Here is a 19,513-nt window from a genome sequence, read left to right as displayed (position 1 = left end):
ACGCCCCCGGGGCTGTTTGCATGCCGGCCGGCAGGCGATGCGCTAGCGTGACGCCACCGCCGTCGCATGTTTCGGCTGCCCGTCCGGCATCTGCTGCGACGCCTGCCACCAGTACTTGCCCGCGCGCTGCTGCGGATCGCGGATCGCGAGATACGTCGTACTCCAGAGCTGGGCCGCGTTGGCTTCGGTCGCGTCCGCGCTGCGCGTGCCGAATGCATCGGTCTGGTACCTGCCGTTCACGTAGGACCACGTCCACATTTCCGACGTCCGCATGTCGCGTCCGTTCGAGATCACCTGCCAGATCGTCTGCCGCGCCTGCGTGAGCAGCGTGCGGGTCGCGGCAGACAGGTCCTGCCGTGCGAGCTGGCGATCGAGCCCGGCCACCCACATCGCCTGCTGCCACGACCAGATCACCGTGCCGTGATACGCGGAACTCGTGAATTTCGGCCACAGCGACTGATTCGCATACGCCGGGTTCGCGATCAGCATCCCGGCATCGGTCACCAGCCCGGTCGGGAACGGCCGCGTGACGTCGGTGACGATCCGCTGGAGCTGGTCGTCCGGCGGCGTGCCGAACAGCAGCGCGAAACCGCCGTCGGAGTTCATCACCGGAATCGGGTTGCCCTGCTGATCGAGCGACAGCGCGTAGAACGCCAGCGGTGCGCCTGGCGCGGCACCGGCCGGCACGCCGGCGGATGGCGCATAGGTCGACACGTCGGTGGCCGCCTGCGCAGCCGGCACGCTGACCTGGAACAGCGGCGGCGCCTGCGTTTCCCATGTGGCGGCTTCGGTCGCCGTGTTGGCGAGCGTCGCGCGTTGCCCGGCATCCAGATACGGATCGAGCAGGCCGTGCGCGAGGAATGCGTTCGCCGCGCGCAGCGCAGCTGGCACGAGCACCGCATTCACGTCGTAAGGGTAGACGCCGCCGCCGAGGCCGTCGGTGCTGTCGCGCCAGTTGCCGACGATCTCGCCGGGCCGCAGGTGGATCAGGTTCGCGACCGTCGGTTGCTGCGCGAACGCCTGCGCGGTCGTCGCGACGTGCAGCAGGTTCACGACGAGGCGGTTGCCGTTGGTCTGCCCGTCGCTGCCGCGTTGCGCGAGATACGCGGCCGCACGCGCCTGGCCGCGCGTATCGTCGATCAGCCATGCGGCCGCGATCGGCGCGAGCAGGTAGTCGCTGTCGATCATCTTGTAGTCGTAGGTCGGTGCCGGATCGTTCGGCCGTCCGTTCTTCTGGTTGTCGACCAGCGCGAATTCGCCGATGCCTTCCTCGTGCGCGACCCTGCCGTCGACCGACAGGCGGCTCAGCACCGACGACAGGCCGGCCTCGATCGCCGCCGGTCCGAGTACCGGCATCAGCATGCGGACCGAGATCAGCGTGTCGCGGCCGAAGTACGTGTCGTACTGCCACGAGCCGGCCAGCAGCTTGTCATTGAAACTCAGGAATTCGAGGACGTTCTGGCTCACCGGGTCGGGGTTCACGGACGGGGCGAACAGGTCCGCGTGCGCGATCGGCGACAACGGCGTCTCGCCCGACAGCGCATCGATGTGCAGCTTCAGCGTGTGCGAGCCCGCCGGCGCGTTCAGCACGAGCTTGCCGCCGGCTGCCGGCGCGATGCTGCCGCCGTCGCGCAGCGTGATGCGCAGCGAATAGCCGGGCGCGCCGTCGATCCGGTCGCGTTGCCATTGCGCGGCGCTGCCCTGGACGGTCGGCGTGGTGAGAATCTGCTGCGGAATCGTTGCGCCGCCGTTGAAGTCGCGCAGGAAGCGCACGTTGCTGAGCACACCCTGGCGGATCGTCAGCGTATTCGTATCGACCGACACGTCGGCGCCGATGCCGTACAGCGGGCGGCCGCGCGCGTCGGGCGCCGACAGCGCGGACGGTGACGTGTCGAGGCTCCAGTTCACCGGTTGCGCGGTGTCGTCGAACCACAGCCCGGTGCCGCTGTTACCGGCGGGGAAGACCACGAGCAGGCGCGGCTTCGTCGACGAACGCACCAGCAGGTGCGCGGCGACCTTGTCCTGCCGGTAGAACGCGTTGATCTGGCCACCGGTGTCCATGCGGAACGACAGCGCGGCCTGGTTCGACGGCGGGCTGTTCGACTGGACGTCGTCGTCGTTGCAGGCTGCGAGCAGGCTGGCGCAGACGAGCCCGAGACACAGCGACTTCGCAAGGCGATGCATGTTGATGTCCCTCCTGATGAATGGCGATTTTTTATCTGGATGTTCGAATGCGCGGATCCGTGGTCCGTTTGGTCTCGTGTCGCAGCTATTTGGGTGAATGGCTGGAATTAATCGAAGCGTGGCGCTTGTTAAAAAAGCAAATCAGGCTGCAAATAAACGCATGACTGATAAGTGCGGAAAACTGAAGCGACGAGGGCGTCTTTGTGCAGCAAGGGAAAGGCGATGTAAAGCGCCTTCGCGCCAGTGAGTGGCGGATCGGGTGCGGTGGAAGAAAATGAAACGTAAGCCATCGTAGGGGATTCTAAATTTTGGGGAAAGTCAGAGTCAATAATGTCGTGTGATTTTTCAATATTGGATTGAGAATTTAGTTGCAATTATTACTCATTGAATCGGTAAAATGTGCGGTTGAATTGATTTGAGGAGTGCAGTCTGGATATCCGGTAATGAAACGATCGGCAATAGCGTTTCATCCCGGCGATTGACGTCGGAAAGGAAATGAATCGTCGTGTTTATATCGGCCGTTGTCGTGAAAGGCCGGGATGCGCTGATACGGCGCGCGCGAAACCGAGCAATCCGCATTCCTGCCAAGCAATCGAAGACCGCGTTCGTGTCACTGGAGCCGCCGGCCCGTACGTCGTGCTTGCCGGCGGTCCCAGGGGCGTCTCCAGTGCCACGATCCAGCCTGTACCTGGCGACGAGGCCAGGAAATGCCTCGACGTCTGCTAGCATTTGTCGAAGGAATCGATCGAAAAGACCTGTCGCAGCGCGATTCCTGTAGACCTGGCCCGCACGTGTTGGCGGGGTGGAATTCGACCATGGCAGGAGGCCCGCTCAATGGCGCTCGAATGCATCAATCCCAAGGATCTGCCCGTTCCGCAAACCTACACGCAAGTCGTCGTTGCGACGGGGAGCAAGATGGTATTCATCTCGGGCCAGGAGCCCGAGGACATCCACGGCAAGCTGGTTGGACAGGGTGATCTTGACGCCCAGGCGCGCCAGGTATTCGGCAATCTCGGCCGGGCACTCGCGGGTGCCGGGGCGCGACCCGAGCAGGTCGCGAGGATTACCATCTACGTCGTCAATTACGACCGCGACGCATGCCTGCCGATTATCGAAAGCGCACGGAAAGCGCTGTTCGGCGATCACAAGCCGGCGGACGTGGTGCTCGGTGTCGCGACGCTGTCCCCCGGCTACCTGATCGAGGTTGATGCGATTGCGATCATTGATTGATTGTCCGCTTCACCGCTCAAGCTGCTTGGCGCTAACGGCGGGTCATCTCCGACAAGGGCCTCAAAATACAATCCATTAGGCGTCGGCAAGTTTGGTAGGCTTGTCGCCTGCCTTCGCTTGTCGGATCTTGGGGCTGGACACGATTTCGAGTGAACGGTGATCGGGGGCGACGTACCCGATTGCCAAGCGTGACAGGCGAATTGCCGAAACAACACGAATTGGAGCGAACGAAGTGATCAGGCATATCGTCATGTGGAAACTGAATTGACATTTCGTATTGTAAGGTATTGATTAACAAGAAATGTTATCCGCACGCGTACGTTTGATACCCCCTGCAATACCCCTTTTTCGTGTGCTGGAACGACTGACCACGTGCGTATCCGGCCCTTCGCACGGTTCCGAAAACTGACGTGCGATTAACCCATTCTCCCAGGCTGTCGGGTGATTACAGGATTCGTTGCTCCGGGATGGGGCAGTGGTCTTCCGATCCATCCGGCTGCGCCTGAGCGTTCTCCGCGCTCGGATCATTTACACTCGATCGTTGCAATGGAGAGCAGGAATCAGAAATGGGCGAAAACTATCATCATGAGCCTCACTTCACAAACCTCCTGCAATTGCTAATGGCGATGGTTCAAGCGCAGGCAGGGATCCTCATCCCCAAGGGGCAAGAGTGGCAGAACGATCGTCAGACGCTAGCAAAGAAACTGGCCTTCCACTTGCACACCATAAAGACGCTTGGTGACGGGGCTGAGCTTGAAATTGGCGGCATAAAAACCCCCATCGTTGACCATGGCTCGATCAAGGTGTTGGCTCGGTCGGTCTTAGAAAACTACATCGTTTTTGCTTTCATCTTCGGAAACCCTAACCTCGATGTGAGCCGGTTCCGGCATATGACCTGGCGCATGGCAGGCCTCATGGATCGGCAGCGCCGGATTCCAATCACCGCAGACGGTCGACAAAAGTTGTCGGAGGAGTCGGCGACGGTGGAAGGATTGCGACGAGAGATTGAAGGTCACCCCTTGTTCGCAGGCCACTCGACAAAAGAGCGCAAAGCACTGGCAAAGGGTGATTGGAGTGCCGGCAAACAATGGCATGAACTGGCTACGGAAGCAGGGCTGCATCAGCGGTACTTCCGCAACATTTATGGCTACCTCTGTGACTACTCACATTCGAGCTACGCAGCCGCGCTGCAGGTGGGGGAAGCGAGAACCATCGAGGAACAGCGCGCGATTTCCAACAGTATGTTTGGCCTGTTGAATATGACCATGGCGCACTTCGTTGCGGTCTATGCGGGACTATTTGAATCCGCAAGGCAATTATTTGAGCAAAGTCCGACAAGAGAAACGGCAGAGAGGTGGCGCTTCACGGCCACTGATTTTGACGCAATCTATGGAACTGCCAGCTAGCAGACTCGTGTAAAAGTTGCTTTGGCTGCCCGAGTTTCCGGGCGGCCCAAGCGTGCCTGCTCGGAGGTCGCCATCCGACCAGTTGTCGGCACAGGCGAGCGGCGGCTACCGGCCAATATGAGTCTTTTGCGCGATCGCTCAAGTAGCCTGTCCAGTGACCGCTTCACCGGCAAGACCTGCCCGCCATGCTGTCCCGTGAACGTATTCACTCCTTCATTCAAGACGCGTGCGCCGCAATCACCCTAGCCACGGTCCCCAGCGATCGCTTGCGCTCCACCGCGCCGCACGGAGTGAAATTGCGTCGTTCGCTGTTATCATCGACGCGAAAGATGAGGGCGCTCGTCGCTTTTATGAGCGGGAGAGTCTCCTCGCATTGCCCGATCAGCCCATAAAGCTATTTCGGCCGATAACAGACATCCGGCGGCTCTTCTGATGATGCGCGACCTGACCGAGGAATGCCTTCGAATCCTGAACAAGGGTTTTTTCGAGATCACCGATCCCGGCCCACTCCATCAGCCAATTCGTAGCTTTTCGATCCGCCGGGACGAAAAGCTGAACCTTATCTTGGAGACTGAGGCCGCCCCCAATGCGACGTCGGCGGCGATCAATCTGCCGCCAGGCACGGTTCGTTTGACGAACGAGCGGGCGCTCCTCCGGAGCGTGGGTGGTCTCGAAGGGGAATTCTTTGGGCTGATGCCCTACAGTCAGAATCGCCAGACCCTCGGTGTGACCGAGCAGCCGCTCAAGGAGCTGGCTCAGGTCCATGTCGCCAAGACAAACAACCCGTCCGGGGCACCCGCGGCATATGTCATCGACTGGCTCGAAAACCTGCCCACGAGCCCATACGTTTGGCCAGCGGCTTCCAACGTGGTTACCAGAACCATCACTACTCGAAGAATTTCTCTGAACGACGGCATCACTATCGCGAGCGATACCGACCGTTCCAGCACCTCGTGGAACTCCGCCAAGGTTACGGTGGATGGCGCGACCTTCTACGTTTGCGCGCTCGACAGAGAAGACCGCCCCGGCGCCATCAAGCCGGGGTGCATCGTCTACGATGGCGCCCCAGACGACCAGTTTCGAAAGAAGGTCCGAACAGGCCTTTCTTTCGCGATGGGCGTGTACTTGGTCGATCTCGGCACATCCCACTACGATGCCGAATGGAACGTCGTGTCCACGCTCGCACGGAGCGCCTACAGCCTGCGCCGCCATGCCTTCGACATTGAAACTCTCCAGCTCGCGCCGCTCGGCGACCGCTTCCTGAATGAGCTTGGTGCCCCACAACTGTCAAAGGCGATCCAGGCATTTGTGACGGCGTTCGACTCCCTAGATCTTGCGAACCTGCACTGGGCCTTCTGGCATGCGTGCGCCGCCACTCCGCACATCGCGCCCGCTCACTTCGGCGCGGCGATTGAGGGCTTGCAGAGTGCCTACACCAAAGCCAACCCCGGAAAGGTGCAAGAGGGCTGGGCCACCCGAGACGAATGGAAGATCCTCAAGACTGCACTCAGCGCCGTCATCGACGGCGGCAACATCTCCCTTGAGGCGAAGATGGCCTTGAAGAATAAGCTGCCTACCTTCAATGGCATCGATCAGCGTCAGCGGCTGAAAGACGTGATGGCTGCCTTGAACCTTGAGCTGGGCGATGACGAGGACGCCGCGTGGCGCCGACGGAACAAAGCCGCCCATGGCACGCCGATCCCACAGGGTCAGGAGGTGGCTGCGATCCGGGACATGAAGCTGCTGAGGGGGCTGTTCCAGCGCCTACTGCTACGGATGACCAACGCGGCTGATCAGTACATCGACTACGCCTCGCCCAACCACGAATACCGGCCTTTGCGTCAAGCGCCGCCGACCATCGGTTAAGCGTCGGTGAATTCGCTGTCGAAACCGATGTCCGCCACGGGCTGGGTCAGAGCGTGGTCTTCGAGCGCACTGTGGAAGTAAGTGCTCGGCGAGGCGCGGATGCGGCGGCAGCACTCCAGAAACGGCCGTTGCAGTCGGACAAGTGCGAGCGGCGGCTAAGGGTCGATCATGGCCTTTGATGAGAGCACATCCAAGTTATTTCAGACCTGATCAGATGCTGGCTGAGGGATCAGGTCTAGACTTGGACATGTTATTGGGCAGTGGACGTTTCGCGCGATGTGATGGAACGAATCCATGCTTGTACTTCCGTCTCGGCCCAGAGCGACAGGTTTCGTACGCGTCGCGGTTTCGGGAAGGCATGGCGAGCTGGTCAGCGCTGCTTGATCCCGGTCCGATGGATATACGAGCCATGTTACGAGACGGGCCGGAATGTCTGGCAGCGGATTGGGCTAACGGATTGGCAACCGTATTGCGTCGCCGGTATCTGGCGGCGCTACGAAGGTGAGGACGGCCGCTCGCTGGTCGGCATGACGATGATGACCGTCAACGCGGACGGCCATGCCGTGATGGGGCGTATGCACAAGCCCGGCGACGAAAAGCGGTCCGTGGTGATATTGCACCCGGCGGACTATGACGAGTGGCTGCACACAACGAACGTTGAAGCTGTACGGGCAATGTTGCATTTGTATTTGTCGAACGACATGATCACAGAACCAAAGTAACTTGCAGGCACTTAAAGACAGTCGATAGTGCTTAGCCTGCGATGAGCGGTGTATTCCCTTTCGACAAGTATGTCGGGGAGTCGGGCCGGAGTTATGTTTGGTCGAAAAGGCGTGTCGTACAAACTTGGAACGAATACGGGGATGAGGGCATGGAGTCGGGGCAATTGACGAAGACGCGGATCACTATCACTCGAAGTGGTGGATGTCTTCGAGACGGCGTATGGGACAACATCCCGTTGCTTGCTATTGTGACTGGAGAGAACGGCACTGGAAAATCGCAACTTCTTCATGCGTTGGGTAAGGGACTAGGCGCGCAAGTCGATCAGCCTCAAGGACGTCAAATGGCTCATCAGTCGACATCCTATGGAAATGCTGCCGTTGTTCTTCATGGGGTTCCCCTTAACAATGGCGGTGTTTTCTATTCCTCGTCCGCGTGGACAATGAGGTCGGGAAGTTCAGCATCAGAAGATGCGGTCAAGCAGCGTATTAACGAACTGCATCGGCATCCATCTGAAACAATCACGGCGCAAGCTAATCCGGCCTGGCGAGGCGATCCGGCGTACGCGGATTTCGTTGTGGAAGAGATAGCATCGTCTAAGCGGATCGCATCTCAACCATCACTCGAATCATTTCGAGATGGACTAACGCCGCTTCACATTGCGGCGCCATTCTTTCACTCGCCAACACAATTTGATTTGGCGCTTTACTTCTTCGCCTATGAACTGCTGTCGGCAAATCTACGTTCGAAAGGGGTGAGTGATTCGGAAATTGAGAGGCGATTTGGAGAAAAGCCATGGAATTTGCTGAATGAGATCCTCGCAGCGGCCTCACTATCGTTGCGCGTATCACCTCCAGATCGTATAACGCCTTCTGTTTTTTCGAATTCAAACTACTATCAGCTTAAATTTATTGATGAGCAGAGAAGGGCCGAATTTCCATTTGAGGGACTTTCGTCAGGTGAGAAGGTGATCGTATCAACAATTATGTGGCGATTGGCTGCGGAAAGTACCGGGAAATTTTTCCAACTTCTTCTGCTAGATGAGCCTGACGCCCATCTTCACCCGTCAATGGCCAAGCGCTTCCTCGCTGTAATCGAAAATGTGTTTGTAAAGGCGCGCGGGGTGGCGGTGATTATGACAACGCATTCGCCGACAACCGTTGCACTCGCTCCGGAGGAGAGTCTTTTTATTCTCGAGCGACACGCTGGTGGTATACCGCGAAAATCCGGAAAAGATGAAGCCTTGTATCACTTGACCACTGGCGTCCCTGCGTTGAGTGTTGCTCACGAACATCGACGGCAAGTTTTTGTGGAAAGTGAGCATGATGCACAGTTTTATGAGCAAGTCTATCATGCGCATAGAGAGAAATTTATTTCGGAAATCTCGCTCCAATTCATCCCGGTTGGTCATGAAAAGGGTGGGGGGTGTGAAAGAGTGCGGTACTTAGTTGAGAATCTCGCTAAAGCCGGTAATCCGTGGGTATATGGATTGATAGATCGAGATATAGCGCAATCTGGTACTGAAAGAGTGAAAATTGCCGGGCTCAAACACAGTATTGAGAATTATCTGCATGATCCCATATTTCTTGCGGTGCATTTAAGGCGATGGAATTTGTGGCAGGACCATAATTTTCGTGAGCTATATGCGTGTCCGCCTGGTGAAATTTTCGATATGGACCGGGAGTCACTTCAAAAACTTTGCGCCTATATCAGCGAAAAAATTCTTGACACATTGTTTAAAATGCACAATCGGATTGTGACGGGTAAAGTCGATCGGGAGGATTTTGAGCGCATTGTTTCGTGGGCAGTGGAAAATTTTGACATTGTGCCTAGTGGATTCGTATGGTCGGGGGAGGACAGAATCGTCGAATATGCTGGCGGTACGAAAATCAGTCAGCCGAGGTGGCTTTCCGATATACGTGGGCATGATCTTGAGCTTGTGGCTCGCGAAACTTTTAATGAACTTAAATCCCACAAGAATCGGCTGTCTGGTAATTCGCGGCAAGAACATCTTCGCGATATGCCATCGCTGGCCCCTGCCGACGTGTTGACTACACTCCTCAGCATACAGTCACATGCGCCACACATCGAGGCGAAGCTTTAGACACGCCCTCGTGGGCCGTTGGCAATCGATTCCAACCAACGGCCCGATTGAAATCGGACGGAGAAACATCGTGGCGATACTTAGATCTCACTCATATGTCCACTGGAACTACTTCCTAGCCCTTGAGGAGGATCTAGATCGTCTCTCACGATTTGTGGACCTTGCCGCGGGCAACGACGCAACCTATTCAATCGAGATCGCGCGACTGCTACTCGGCGCCAGTTCAGAGGTCGATGTGGTGCTCAAGCAGCTCTGTCGGAAGCACAATCCGGAATCAACCGCAGAAAGCATCAATGCTTACTTTGGGGTGATCTCCCAAGCATGTTCAAATTTCATTGCATTTGAAGTCCAAATTCCCCGATACGGCCTGACTCTCCACCCTTGGATCGATTGGGCAGAGCGACATCCACCCATTTGGTGGCAAGACCATAACAAGGTTAAGCACCACCGCGACGTACATTTTTCAAAGGCAAACCTAAAGAACTGCATCAACTCAGTTGCCGCCCTGTTTGTTGCCGTGTTACACCTCTATGAAGAACCGGGGCGCAACGGTGAGCTTCTTCAACTGCCACGGCTTCTCAACGTCGGAGACCAGCATTTTAGGGGCACCAATGTGGGGCGCTACGGAAACAGCTTTAAGTACGAAGTGCGATGACGACCATAGGTCAATCGCCCCGAATGGCTGGCAGCAATGGGTCGGAAACGGTCTATCGGGAACCGGGTGGCGTAGGTCTTGGCGTAGGTTTGCGCGCTGAGCCTTATCAGGCAAGGCGCAGGTACTGCTGCATCATTGGGGTGACGGGTGCAGGTGCTGCGTAGGTTTGCGCGCCCATGTGACCAGGAAAAGTTGCTTTGGCTGCACGAGTTTACCAGCGACCCGCGCAAGATAATTCGAAGTTCGTCATCCGGCCAGTTGTCGGCAACGGCGAGTGGTAGCTCCCGGCCAAGTCCGAACCGTGCAGAATCCCCAAAGGTTGACCATCACGCTAACGGTCCGCGACCCACTGTATCATCGGGAGTCGGTCATGCTCATTCGTCTTCCGCAATGAAACCACGTTGGTTCTTTCGGTCTATGTTCGATATCACACAGCCAGTGGCGGACGCGCTTTTCTCCTGGGCTAACATTCTTCTTGTCGTCGGTGCCGTATCCGCGCTTGTAGGTACGATCGGGGTGTTTTGGAGCGGCGGCATTCGTGAAAAATTCGCTGACGAGCGAATAGCGGCGAATGAGGCGGAAACTGCTAAGGCTAAGGCCGAAGTTGCGCAAGCGCGGGTAGAGCAGGACCGTCTCAAAACGCAAATAGCCGAGACTGAGGCAGAGACTGCCAAGGCAAACGCTGAAGTTGCGCAAGCACGGCTGGAACAGGAGCGCCTCAAAGCACAAATGGCGTGGCGCCGAGTATCGTTAGGACAAGCCCGGCAACTTGCTATCGCCCTAAAGGGTAAGAGCATCGAACTTTGGCTTACGTTCGTGGGTGCCGACCCGGAGTCAACTGTATTCCGAGAGGATCTTAATCAGGCACTTACAGCTGCGGGTCTCAAGACGAAGTTTTTCAGTGGTTATGAGAGGGCTGTGGGTCTTACTTTGAAGGGTGGCACGCTTGAACAGCGAATCGCACTCATGCATGCGTTTCATGCAGCAGGGCTGCCACTCATCGAATCCGCTGAACCTGGATTTATGAAAGGGGAATTGGAGATCCTTGTTGGGACGAAACCACCGCCGGAGTTCCAGCAATGAACTCTGGCACGGTAATGCGCCGGATAGGTCCGAAAAGACGGGCAGATTGGTGATTTCAAGCGCTGAACGACTGTCTTTTGCAACAGACTGTTGAGGGGGACGCGGCCCATCGCCAAAACTATCTGTGTAGCTTACTGCGTCAGGCTTTGTCAGATAAAGCGCAGGTGCTACTGCATTATCGGGCTTTACAAGGTGCTGTGAACCCAAGTCGATGCCACAAATCCCCTGAAGCATGATCGCCGAAACGTTTCCCGTGTCCGTGCTTTCCCGCGAAGTGCTCAGGCTGCTATCCTAAAGTTCTTCGTCTATCTCTTGCCCTGAGGGACGACAATGACGGCCGATGATCGTATTGACGCTGTAATCCAAGCTAGCACCTATGCCGAGCTGCGGCAGGCGATGGACGGTTACTATGAAGAGGCCGTTCAGCAATATCCCAGCCTAGCCGGTTGCGCGCCGCTTCAAATTTGCCTTGCGAGCGGGGTGTACACGCATGCCGTTCAAGATCTTCAGAACTTCGCGGGCAAAACGGGAGAGAGCTTTCCCGATGCACAGCGGGTTCTTTTAGCCGCCTTTGACGCACACGTCAGATTTGGTGGTCAGATGCCACCCGATCCACCCCGACGACACTAATTTTCACTACACCCGCTGTACGATTTCGTCAAGCTATTGCGTCGACCGGTTGAATCCTCTGTCGGTAATGGCCCATCCACAATGCAGTGGCGTAAGTTTGGGCGCTGAACCTTGTCGCATAAGGCGCAGCTACTGCCGCATCAGTGGTCATTGATGGAAGCGTTTATGGTACCGCGTCTTGGCATACATCTGCCTCGACGTCGTCGAGCCAGTCTGCCCATACCTGCATCATCTCGCGCCGTTCTGCCAAGTACTTGGCATGGTTGTACGTCGAGCGAGTCCTGTCCTTGTCTTTATGCGACAACTGCATTTCAACGACTTCGTCCTTCCATCCCATTTCATGGAGGTTGGTCGACGCAGTTGCTCGAAAGTCATGACCTGTTATCGGTTCGGGGTTGTCCGGAACCATGTAAGCGATCGCTTGATTGATCGTTGCGCGACTCATGTATGGACGCTTTCGATTGCTATGCAGAATCGGCAGGATATACCCGCGATTTCCATACATCTCCTGCAACTCGCGCAACAAACCCACGGCTTGCTTGGGAAGCGGCACGATGTGTTGTCGTCGAGATTTAATTTTCTCTGGCGGGACGCGCCATTCCGCAGCCCCCAAGTCGATTTCTTCCCATCGCGCGCGACAAAGTTCGATCGTTCTCGGGAACAGCATCATCAGCAGTCGAATCGCAATGGCAGTTCGTCTGCTCTTGTAGGTCGGCAACTGCCGAAAGAGTCTCTGCAGTTCTTCGCGGCTCAGTGCTCGGGCATTCTCTGTCGGGGGTTTCAGGACCGATCCGCGCAACACAGAAGCCGGATCCGCATCTGCCCGAAGCGTGATCACCGCATATTGGAACACGTTGGACACGTACTGGCGCAGCTTGATCGCCACGGAAGGGGAGCCACGTTCTTCAACCCGGCGCATCAAAGCAAGCACATCGTGAGCGGTAACAGAGCGAATGGGGCGGCTTCCGATGTATGGGTATGCATCGGTTTCGAGCATGCGCAGAACTTCGCCAAAGTGTTGCTCAGTCCAAGTCTTCCGCTTCTTCTCCAGCCACTCATCACTGACGGCCCGGAAAGTTGCTTTGCCTTCGTCGATGCGCGCAGACAGCACTTCCTGCCGTGCGTGTGACGGATGTAGTCCCTTCTTGACGAGTTCACGGGCATCGTCACGTGCCGCACGTGCGGATTGAAGGCTGATGGTGGGATATTCGCCGATTGTGAAGAGGTTCTCCTTCCCCGCAATTCTGTATCTGTATCGCCAGAGCTTGGAGCCGGACGGCTTCACCAACAGATACAGACCATTGCCGTCGGTAAGTTTGGTAGGCTTGTTGCCTGCCTTCGCTTGTCGGATCTTGATGTCGGTAAGTGGCACGGTAAAAAAGGGGGTATCGCTTCAGGATGGTTGAAATGATACCCCCTTTTATACCCCCTTTTTTCTCGGCTGGACACGATTTCGGGCGAACGTAAGCGAATGGTGGAAGGGCGTGAAATTCTCGACTGGTAAGGGTTTCAGGCGAATTCACGAACTAACACGAACTGGAGCGAACGAAGTGATCAGACATATCGTCATGTGGAAGTTGAAGGAATCAGCCGAAGGCGCGACGCGCGCACAGAACGCGCTGAAGCTGAAGGAAAAGCTCGAAGGTTGCCGCGACCTCGTGCCGGGTACGCTGCAGATCGACGTCGGCGTGGCGACGCCCGGCCTCGACGCGACCGCCGACATCGTGCTCGTCTCCGATTTCGCGGATAAGGCTGCGCTCGACGCATACCAGGTGCACCCGGTTCACCAGGAAGTGAAGAAATTCGTCGTCGCGGTGGCCGAATCGCGCGAGTGCGTCGACTACATCGTCGACAGCGCACGATGAGCGACGCGGCAACTCCGACGGAAGGCCCGTCGATCGAAAGCCCGTTCGTCGACCTGCTCGGCGTGCAGCTCGTGTCCGCGAAGGACGGGGCGAGCGAGATCGTGCTGCCGCTCGAGGAGCGTCACATGAACACGTGGAGCATCGCGCACGGCGGCGTGACGATGACGCTCGCGGACATCGCGCTCGCGATGGCGGCGCGCAGCCTGACCGACGACGGCGTCGGCGTCGTCACGGTCGAGATGAAGGTGAACTTCATGCAGCCGGGCCGCGGCGAGTTGCGCGCCTACGGGCGCGTGATGCACCGCTCGACGACGATGGCCTACTGCGAAGGCGAAGTGCGCGACAGCGACGGCAATTTCGTCGCGAAGGCGCTCGGTACGTTCAAGTACATGCGGCGGCTCGCGGTGGGCCGCGACATCAAGCGGCAACGCTCGCGCACGGCGCCGGACGCGCAGCCCGGTCCGAGCGACGCGTAAGCTTCCACACGCACGGCCCTGTCTCTGGAATGAGGCAGGGCCGTTTGTTTTGCAGCACGGGATTCCGGCACTTCGCGCGCCATGCCCGCCCGGTGCGCGCGTGGCATCATGTCAAGCTTGTCCGTTCACGGCGCCGCACCGGCGCCGTCCACACCGATGCCGCTGAATCCGAAGATCGCCCAGGTGCTCGACATGATCGAGCGCGCGAAACGTCCGTCCTATCACCACCAGACGCCGCAGCAGGCGCGCGCCGCGTACGAGAAGAGCGCGCCGATTCTCGATGTCGCACCGGCGCCGATGCATTCGGTGGAGGAATGCGTGGTACCGACGCGCGACGGCCGCACGATCGGTGCGCGGCTGTACCTGCCGGTCGAGCCGAGTCTTGCGGAGCCGCTGCCCGCGCTCGTCTACTACCACGGCGGCGGTTTCACGGTCGGCAGCGTCGACACGCACGATGCGCTGTGCCGGATGTTTGCGCACGATGCGCAATGCGCGGTGCTGTCGGCCGGCTACCGGCTCGCGCCCGAGCACAGGTTCCCGACCGCGGTGAACGATGCCGACGACGCATTGCAGTGGCTGCATCGCGAAGCCGCCACGTTCGGTATCGACGCCGCGCGGCTGGCGGTCGGCGGCGATAGCGCGGGCGGCACGCTCGCCACCGTCTGCGCGGTGCTCGCGCGCGACGCGGGCATTCGCCTGGCGCTGCAATTACTGATCTATCCGGGCGTGACGGGCTACCAGGACACCGAATCGCATGCGCGGCTCGCGAACGGCTACCTGCTGACGCAGGACACGATCCAGTGGTTCTTCACGCAATACGTGCGCGATCGGGCGGACCGCGACGACTGGCGTTTCGCGCCGCTCGACGGCACGCGCGGCGCGCCGTCGTTTGCGGGCGTGGCGCCGGCGTGGATCGCGACGGCCGAATACGATCCGCTGAGCGACGAGGGCGCGGCGTACGCGGACAAGTTGCGCGCGGCCGGCAACGCGGTCACGCTGGTCCGCTATCCCGGCATGATCCACGAATTCTTCAAGATGGGCGGCTACATCCCCGAGGTGCGGGCCGCCCATGCCGATGCGGTCGCGGCGCTGAAGGCCGCATTCGACGACGTATGACGGGCGCGGGCGCCTGAAGGCGTGCGCGCCGCATGGAGGCTGCGATGACGGACGGTGTGGTGGAAACGGGCGACTGGACGGTACTGGGCGGCGATGCCGCGCGGATCCGCGACGCGGTGTTCGTGCGCGAGCAGCAGATTCCGCCGGAATGGGAGCTCGACGATGACGATCCGCTGTCGCTGCACGTGGTCGCGTACCGGATCGACGCGGCGGACGGAAGGCGCCGCGCGGTCGCGACGGGGAGGCTGCTGCCGTCCGGCACGATCGGCCGCGTCGCGGTGCTGGCCGATGTGCGCGGGCAGGGCGTCGGGTCAGCCGTGCTGAATGCGCTGCTGGAGGCCGCGCGGCGTCGCGGCGAAGCCGCCGTGCGGCTCTACGCGCAGGATTCGGCGGTGTCGTTCTATCTGCGGCACGGCTTCGCGACGGTCGGCGCACCGTTCGTCGAAGCCGGCGTGCCGCACGTGGAGATGACGCGCGCGCCTTAGCGCGCGGTGCGTGCGTTCAGCGCGGCGGCGTCGCGTCGAGGTCGAACGTGAACGCGCGCTCGAACGAACCCGGGCGGACGGTGCGGTGCGAACCGTCGTCGTCGCAGCGCTCCTTGATCTCGACCGTCAGCCGCACGCCTTCCTTCATCGTGACGCGCAGCGCGGTCGTGCCGCGCGTGCCGTATTCGGGCGTCTCGATGAACGCGGCCGACAGCGCGCGTTCGCGCTCGATCGGGATGCCGGTGTGCGGCAGCGCGTCGTCGTCCGCGACATGCGGGTCGCGCATCAGCGCGATCAGCTCGTCGAGCGACGGGCTCGGATTGTCGGTGAGCAGCGTGCCGAGCTCCGCGCGCTTGCGCACGACTTTCGGCCAGGGTGTATCGAGCCGCGCATTCGACAGCGCATGCACGCCGGGCGTGATCGCGACGGGCGCGGCGACCGTGTTTTCGCCTTCGGGCGCACGGTTGCAGAACCAGGCAAGTTCGCGCCGCCGCCAGTCGCCGACGAGCAGGTTGAAGCCGTTATACACGGCCGCATGCTCGGCAAGCTGCCCGAGATAGTCGAGCGGGGCGACGGACGGGCCGCCGAGGAAGTCGGACACGAGCTTGCCGCGGGTCGGCGCGCCCGCGCGGATGTCGAACGGCGCACGGAAATTCGTCAGCGCGGCGAAGCGGCCGTCGCGCGAGACGCCGAGCCACGTGCCGCCCGCTTCGAGATCGCGGCCGGCCAGTACGCCCGGCACATCCTCCCACCACGAAAGCGGCGCGCTCGTCCGGCGAAAGAACTCGTCGCGGTTGGCGGCGAGGGTAAAGACGGGACCGGCGGCGGCATCGGGCTGCCAGTCGAAGGCAATCAGACACATCGGGCGAATCTCTCGCAGGAAACATCGGGCGCCGGCTGCGACTCGCGAGCCGGCGCCCGAACAGGTTGTCAGTGCGTCACACTTCCGTCGGCCATGCGTACGGCAGTGCGTCGAATGCAAGCACCGGGCCGTCGGCCGAACCGAGGTGCACCGTGCCGTTGTCGAGTGCGGCGAGCTTGATCTCGACGAGCGCGTCGACGCCGCCCGCAGGCGCGGCCGCCGCGTTGACGATCATCCCGCACGGCTGGCCCGGGTCGTCGCTGTGGAACAGCTCGACGCCGGCATGCACGGTATCGAGCTCGCCGGCGACGTGCGCGAGCGCGGTGCGGCGCTTGATCGTGCCGCGGTACTGGCTGCGTGCGACGATTTCCTGGCCCGGGTAGCACCCCTTCCTGAAGTTAACGGCGCCGATCACGTCGAAGTTGACCATCTGCGGCACGAACTGCTCGACGGCCGGCTGCGTGATGCGCGGCTCGCCCGCGCGCACGTCGAGCCAGTCCCACACGGCCGGCGACACCACCGGCAGCGTGCCGGCGAGCGCCGCGAGGCGCGCTTCGACTTCCGCGCGCGGGCCGATCCACAGATAGCGCTTGCGGCCGGCCGCGTCGGGCACGCGGATCAGCGCGCCGGCCGGGCCGTCGACCTTCACGTGCACGCCGTCCGGCAGCGCATCGAAGATGCCCGACAGCGCGTCGCGCACGTCACCCGCGAAGCCGGCGACCGCGAGCGTGTCGCTCGCGTCGGTGAGCTTCGCCTTCGCACGCAGCACGAACATCGACAGCCGCTTCTGCACGGCCGGCTGCACGTCCTTCGACACGAGCAGGCGCACGCCGTGACCGGCGCGCCACGTGAGGAACGAGCCGAGGAGGCGCCCCTTCGGCGAGCAATAGCCGGACAGCCGCGCGCTCGCGGCGTCGAGATGCTCGATGTCGTTGGTCAGCTGGCTGTGCAGGAACGTCGCGGCGTCGTCGCCGGCCACGTCGATCACGCCGAACTGCGGCAGCGGCATGCAGGCGCCCGGGGCATCGAAATCGGCGGCGGACGGGCGGGGGAAAACGGGGAGCGAGGCAGATGCGGCCTGGGCAGCCGGTGAAGCGAACGGTGTGCTCATGGAATGAGGGAACAGTCAACCCTGACTTTGACGGAGGCGAGCAAGTATTATATGGGTCTTACCTGAGTCACGTTTCCATGTCCCTACTGAAGAAATGCGCCGCGACGATCGTGGCGCTGGCCGTCGTTGTGGCCGCTGCCGGCGCGGGCGGCGGGTATTACTGGGCGACCCGGCCGTTGCTGCTGGGCTCGGCATCGCTCGACGTCACGATCAAGCCGCGCAGCACCGTGAAGAGCGTCGCGCTGCAGCTCAAGCGTGGCGGCGTGCCGGTCGAGCCGTTCGGGTTCGTCGCGATGACGCGCGTGCTCGGGCTGTCGAGCCGGCTCAAGTCCGGCAACTACGAGTTCAAGACCGGCATCACGCCTTACGAGGTGCTGCAGAAGATCGCGCGCGGCGACGTGAACGAGTACGTCGCGACCGTCATCGAAGGCTGGACCTTCAAACGGATGCGCGCGGAACTCGATGCGAACCCCGACCTGGCGCACTCGACCGCCGGCATGAGCGACGCCGAGCTGCTGCGTGCGATCGGCGCACCGGACAGCGCCGTGCAGCGCGGCAGCGGCGAGGGGCTGTTCTTCCCCGATACCTACCTGTTCGACAAGGGCACGAGCGACCTGAACATCTACCGGCGCGCGTACCACCTGATGCAGACGCGTCTCGACGAGGCGTGGGCCGCCCGCGTACCGGGGCTGCCGTACAAGTCACCTTACGAAGCGCTGACGATTGCGTCGATCGTCGAGAAGGAAACGGGCCACGCGGCCGACCGCGCGTTCGTCGCGGCCGTGTTCGTGAACCGGTTGCGCGTCGGCATGCCGCTGCAGACCGATCCGTCGGTGATCTACGGGCTCGGCGACGCGTACGACGGCCGCCTGCGCAAGCGCGATCTGCAGGCCGACACTCCTTACAATACCTACACAAGACGCGGCTTGCCGCCGACGCCGATCGCGTTGCCGGGCGTAGCCGCGCTGCAGGCGGCGATCAATCCGGCATCGACGAGCGCGCTCTATTTCGTCGCGAAGGGCGACGGTACGAGCGTGTTCTCGGACACGCTGGGCGATCACAACAAGGCCGTGGACAAGTACATACGAGGTCAATAATGGCGAGCGGTAAATTCATTACGTTCGAAGGCATCGACGGGGCGGGGAAGACCACCCACCTGCAATGGTTCTGCGAACGGCTCCAGGGCAAGCTGGCCGCCGCCGGACGGCAGGTCGTCGTCACCCGCGAGCCGGGCGGCACGCAGCTCGGCGAGAAACTGCGCGAAATCCTGCTGAACCAGCCGATGGATCTCGAGACGGAAGCGCTGCTGATGTTCGCCGCGCGCCGCGAGCACCTCGCGCTCGTGATCGAGCCGGCGCTCGCGCGCGGCGACTGGGTCGTGTCCGACCGCTTCACCGACGCGACGTTCGCGTACCAGGGCGGCGGCCGCGGGCTGCCGCGCGACAAGCTCGAGACGCTCGAGCGCTGGGTGCAGGGCGGGTTCCAGCCCGACCTCACGGTGCTGTTCGACGTCGCGCCGCAGATCGCGAGCGAGCGCCGCGGCGCCGCGCGCATGCCCGACAAGTTCGAAAGCGAATCCGACGCGTTTTTCAACCGCACGCGCGGCGAATACCTGCGACGCGCGGAAGAGGCGCCGCACCGTTTCGCGATCGTCGACGCGACGCAGTCGATTCCCGAGATCCGCCAGCAGCTCGAACGCGTGCTCGCCGCGCTGTAACCC

At 60.7% G+C, this 19,513-nt stretch carries 17 protein-coding genes and 1 pseudogene; 14 read left to right on the top strand and 4 right to left on the bottom strand.

What is annotated here, in order from left to right; genetic code table 11:
• Positions 1-42: 42 nt before the first annotated feature.
• Positions 43-2,184 (bottom strand): hypothetical protein, encoded by a 2,142-nt coding sequence (locus BLA15945_RS17315; protein WP_174992996.1) that lies wholly within the window; start codon positions 2,182-2,184, stop codon positions 43-45.
• Between the two features lie 834 nt (positions 2,185-3,018).
• Here BLA15945_RS17315 and BLA15945_RS17310 point away from each other — a divergent pair.
• The 8 genes and pseudogenes from BLA15945_RS17310 (at position 3,019) to BLA15945_RS17275 (ending at position 11,878) form a co-directional block, all read left to right on the top strand.
• Complete coding sequence (locus tag BLA15945_RS17310; protein ID WP_174992995.1) at positions 3,019-3,414, top strand: RidA family protein; 396 nt, start codon at positions 3,019-3,021, stop codon at positions 3,412-3,414.
• Between the two features lie 566 nt (positions 3,415-3,980).
• Positions 3,981-4,820, top strand: a complete 840-nt coding sequence (locus BLA15945_RS17305; RefSeq protein ID WP_174992994.1) for a DUF5677 domain-containing protein — start codon at positions 3,981-3,983, stop codon at positions 4,818-4,820.
• Positions 4,821-5,252: 432 nt separating this feature from the next.
• Positions 5,253-6,686, top strand: coding sequence for a hypothetical protein (locus BLA15945_RS17300; protein ID WP_217468161.1), 1,434 nt, complete (start codon positions 5,253-5,255; stop codon positions 6,684-6,686).
• A 305-nt stretch (positions 6,687-6,991) separates the two neighbouring features.
• Positions 6,992-7,408: pseudogene (locus tag BLA15945_RS17295) on the top strand (SOS response-associated peptidase family protein); the annotation flags it as partial.
• A 41-nt stretch (positions 7,409-7,449) separates the two neighbouring features.
• A complete protein-coding gene (locus BLA15945_RS17290) occupies positions 7,450-9,510 on the top strand; it encodes an AAA family ATPase (protein WP_233464249.1) in 2,061 nt (686 codons plus the stop codon).
• Positions 9,511-9,520: 10 nt separating this feature from the next.
• Positions 9,521-10,165, top strand: coding sequence for a hypothetical protein (locus BLA15945_RS17285; RefSeq protein WP_217468160.1), 645 nt, complete (start codon positions 9,521-9,523; stop codon positions 10,163-10,165).
• A 417-nt stretch (positions 10,166-10,582) separates the two neighbouring features.
• Positions 10,583-11,248, top strand: a complete 666-nt coding sequence (locus BLA15945_RS17280) for a hypothetical protein (protein ID WP_174992992.1) — start codon at positions 10,583-10,585, stop codon at positions 11,246-11,248.
• Between the two features lie 330 nt (positions 11,249-11,578).
• Positions 11,579-11,878 (top strand): hypothetical protein, encoded by a 300-nt coding sequence (locus BLA15945_RS17275; protein WP_174992991.1) that lies wholly within the window; start codon positions 11,579-11,581, stop codon positions 11,876-11,878.
• A gap of 163 nt (positions 11,879-12,041) precedes the next feature.
• Here BLA15945_RS17275 and BLA15945_RS17270 read toward each other — a convergent pair whose 3' ends face one another.
• On the bottom strand, positions 12,042-13,250 hold the full coding sequence (locus tag BLA15945_RS17270; RefSeq protein ID WP_174992990.1) for a tyrosine-type recombinase/integrase: 1,209 nt from the start codon (positions 13,248-13,250) through the stop codon (positions 12,042-12,044).
• A gap of 178 nt (positions 13,251-13,428) precedes the next feature.
• Between BLA15945_RS17270 and BLA15945_RS17265 the strand changes: the two genes are divergently transcribed.
• From BLA15945_RS17265 to BLA15945_RS17250, 4 genes are all read left to right on the top strand, one after another.
• Positions 13,429-13,743, top strand: a complete 315-nt coding sequence (locus BLA15945_RS17265; RefSeq protein WP_027787175.1) for a Dabb family protein — start codon at positions 13,429-13,431, stop codon at positions 13,741-13,743.
• Entirely contained in the window at positions 13,740-14,219 is a 480-nt protein-coding gene (locus BLA15945_RS17260) for a PaaI family thioesterase (RefSeq protein ID WP_006483907.1), read from the top strand. Before BLA15945_RS17265 ends, BLA15945_RS17260 begins: the two co-directional genes overlap by 4 nt.
• 156 nt (positions 14,220-14,375) lie before the next feature.
• Complete coding sequence (locus BLA15945_RS17255; protein WP_174993050.1) at positions 14,376-15,335, top strand: alpha/beta hydrolase; 960 nt, start codon at positions 14,376-14,378, stop codon at positions 15,333-15,335.
• A gap of 44 nt (positions 15,336-15,379) precedes the next feature.
• Positions 15,380-15,820 carry a GNAT family N-acetyltransferase gene (locus BLA15945_RS17250; protein WP_059233948.1) on the top strand — a complete coding sequence of 147 codons (441 nt, stop codon included), beginning with the start codon at positions 15,380-15,382 and terminating at the stop codon, positions 15,818-15,820.
• Positions 15,821-15,836: 16 nt separating this feature from the next.
• On the opposite strand, the gene BLA15945_RS17245 is transcribed toward BLA15945_RS17250, so the two are convergent.
• Positions 15,837-16,682 carry an NRDE family protein gene (locus tag BLA15945_RS17245; RefSeq protein ID WP_174992989.1) on the bottom strand — a complete coding sequence of 282 codons (846 nt, stop codon included), beginning with the start codon at positions 16,680-16,682 and terminating at the stop codon, positions 15,837-15,839.
• Positions 16,683-16,758: 76 nt separating this feature from the next.
• Positions 16,759-17,793 (bottom strand): CAF17-like 4Fe-4S cluster assembly/insertion protein YgfZ, encoded by a 1,035-nt coding sequence (gene ygfZ / locus BLA15945_RS17240; RefSeq protein ID WP_059233950.1) that lies wholly within the window; start codon positions 17,791-17,793, stop codon positions 16,759-16,761.
• A 77-nt stretch (positions 17,794-17,870) separates the two neighbouring features.
• Here ygfZ and mltG point away from each other — a divergent pair, with 77 nt between their 5' ends.
• On the top strand, positions 17,871-18,890 hold the full coding sequence (mltG, locus tag BLA15945_RS17235; protein WP_059233951.1) for an endolytic transglycosylase MltG: 1,020 nt from the start codon (positions 17,871-17,873) through the stop codon (positions 18,888-18,890).
• A complete protein-coding gene (tmk, locus tag BLA15945_RS17230; RefSeq protein ID WP_059233952.1) occupies positions 18,890-19,510 on the top strand; it encodes a dTMP kinase in 621 nt (206 codons plus the stop codon). Before mltG ends, tmk begins: the two co-directional genes overlap by 1 nt.
• Positions 19,511-19,513 lie beyond the last annotated feature (3 nt).

This window comes from Burkholderia arboris, assembly GCF_902499125.1.
GTDB lineage: Bacteria > Pseudomonadota > Gammaproteobacteria > Burkholderiales > Burkholderiaceae > Burkholderia > Burkholderia arboris.
Note: the sequence above shows the minus strand (reverse complement) of the source record. Positions and strands in the feature narration are given on the sequence as shown.

Coding starts and splice junctions, on each gene's coding strand:
- BLA15945_RS17315 (WP_174992996.1), bottom strand. CDS start 2,184: ATGCATCGCCTTGCGAAGTCGCTGTGTCTCGGGCTCGTCTGCGCCAGC.
- BLA15945_RS17310 (WP_174992995.1), top strand. CDS start 3,019: ATGGCGCTCGAATGCATCAATCCCAAGGATCTGCCCGTTCCGCAAACC.
- BLA15945_RS17305 (WP_174992994.1), top strand. CDS start 3,981: ATGGGCGAAAACTATCATCATGAGCCTCACTTCACAAACCTCCTGCAA.
- BLA15945_RS17300 (WP_217468161.1), top strand. CDS start 5,253: ATGATGCGCGACCTGACCGAGGAATGCCTTCGAATCCTGAACAAGGGT.
- BLA15945_RS17290 (WP_233464249.1), top strand. CDS start 7,450: ATGAGCGGTGTATTCCCTTTCGACAAGTATGTCGGGGAGTCGGGCCGG.
- BLA15945_RS17280 (WP_174992992.1), top strand. CDS start 10,583: ATGTTCGATATCACACAGCCAGTGGCGGACGCGCTTTTCTCCTGGGCT.
- BLA15945_RS17275 (WP_174992991.1), top strand. CDS start 11,579: ATGACGGCCGATGATCGTATTGACGCTGTAATCCAAGCTAGCACCTAT.
- BLA15945_RS17260 (WP_006483907.1), top strand. CDS start 13,740: ATGAGCGACGCGGCAACTCCGACGGAAGGCCCGTCGATCGAAAGCCCG.
- BLA15945_RS17255 (WP_174993050.1), top strand. CDS start 14,376: ATGCCGCTGAATCCGAAGATCGCCCAGGTGCTCGACATGATCGAGCGC.
- BLA15945_RS17250 (WP_059233948.1), top strand. CDS start 15,380: ATGACGGACGGTGTGGTGGAAACGGGCGACTGGACGGTACTGGGCGGC.
- BLA15945_RS17245 (WP_174992989.1), bottom strand. CDS start 16,682: ATGTGTCTGATTGCCTTCGACTGGCAGCCCGATGCCGCCGCCGGTCCC.
- ygfZ (WP_059233950.1), bottom strand. CDS start 17,793: ATGAGCACACCGTTCGCTTCACCGGCTGCCCAGGCCGCATCTGCCTCG.
- mltG (WP_059233951.1), top strand. CDS start 17,871: ATGTCCCTACTGAAGAAATGCGCCGCGACGATCGTGGCGCTGGCCGTC.
- tmk (WP_059233952.1), top strand. CDS start 18,890: ATGGCGAGCGGTAAATTCATTACGTTCGAAGGCATCGACGGGGCGGGG.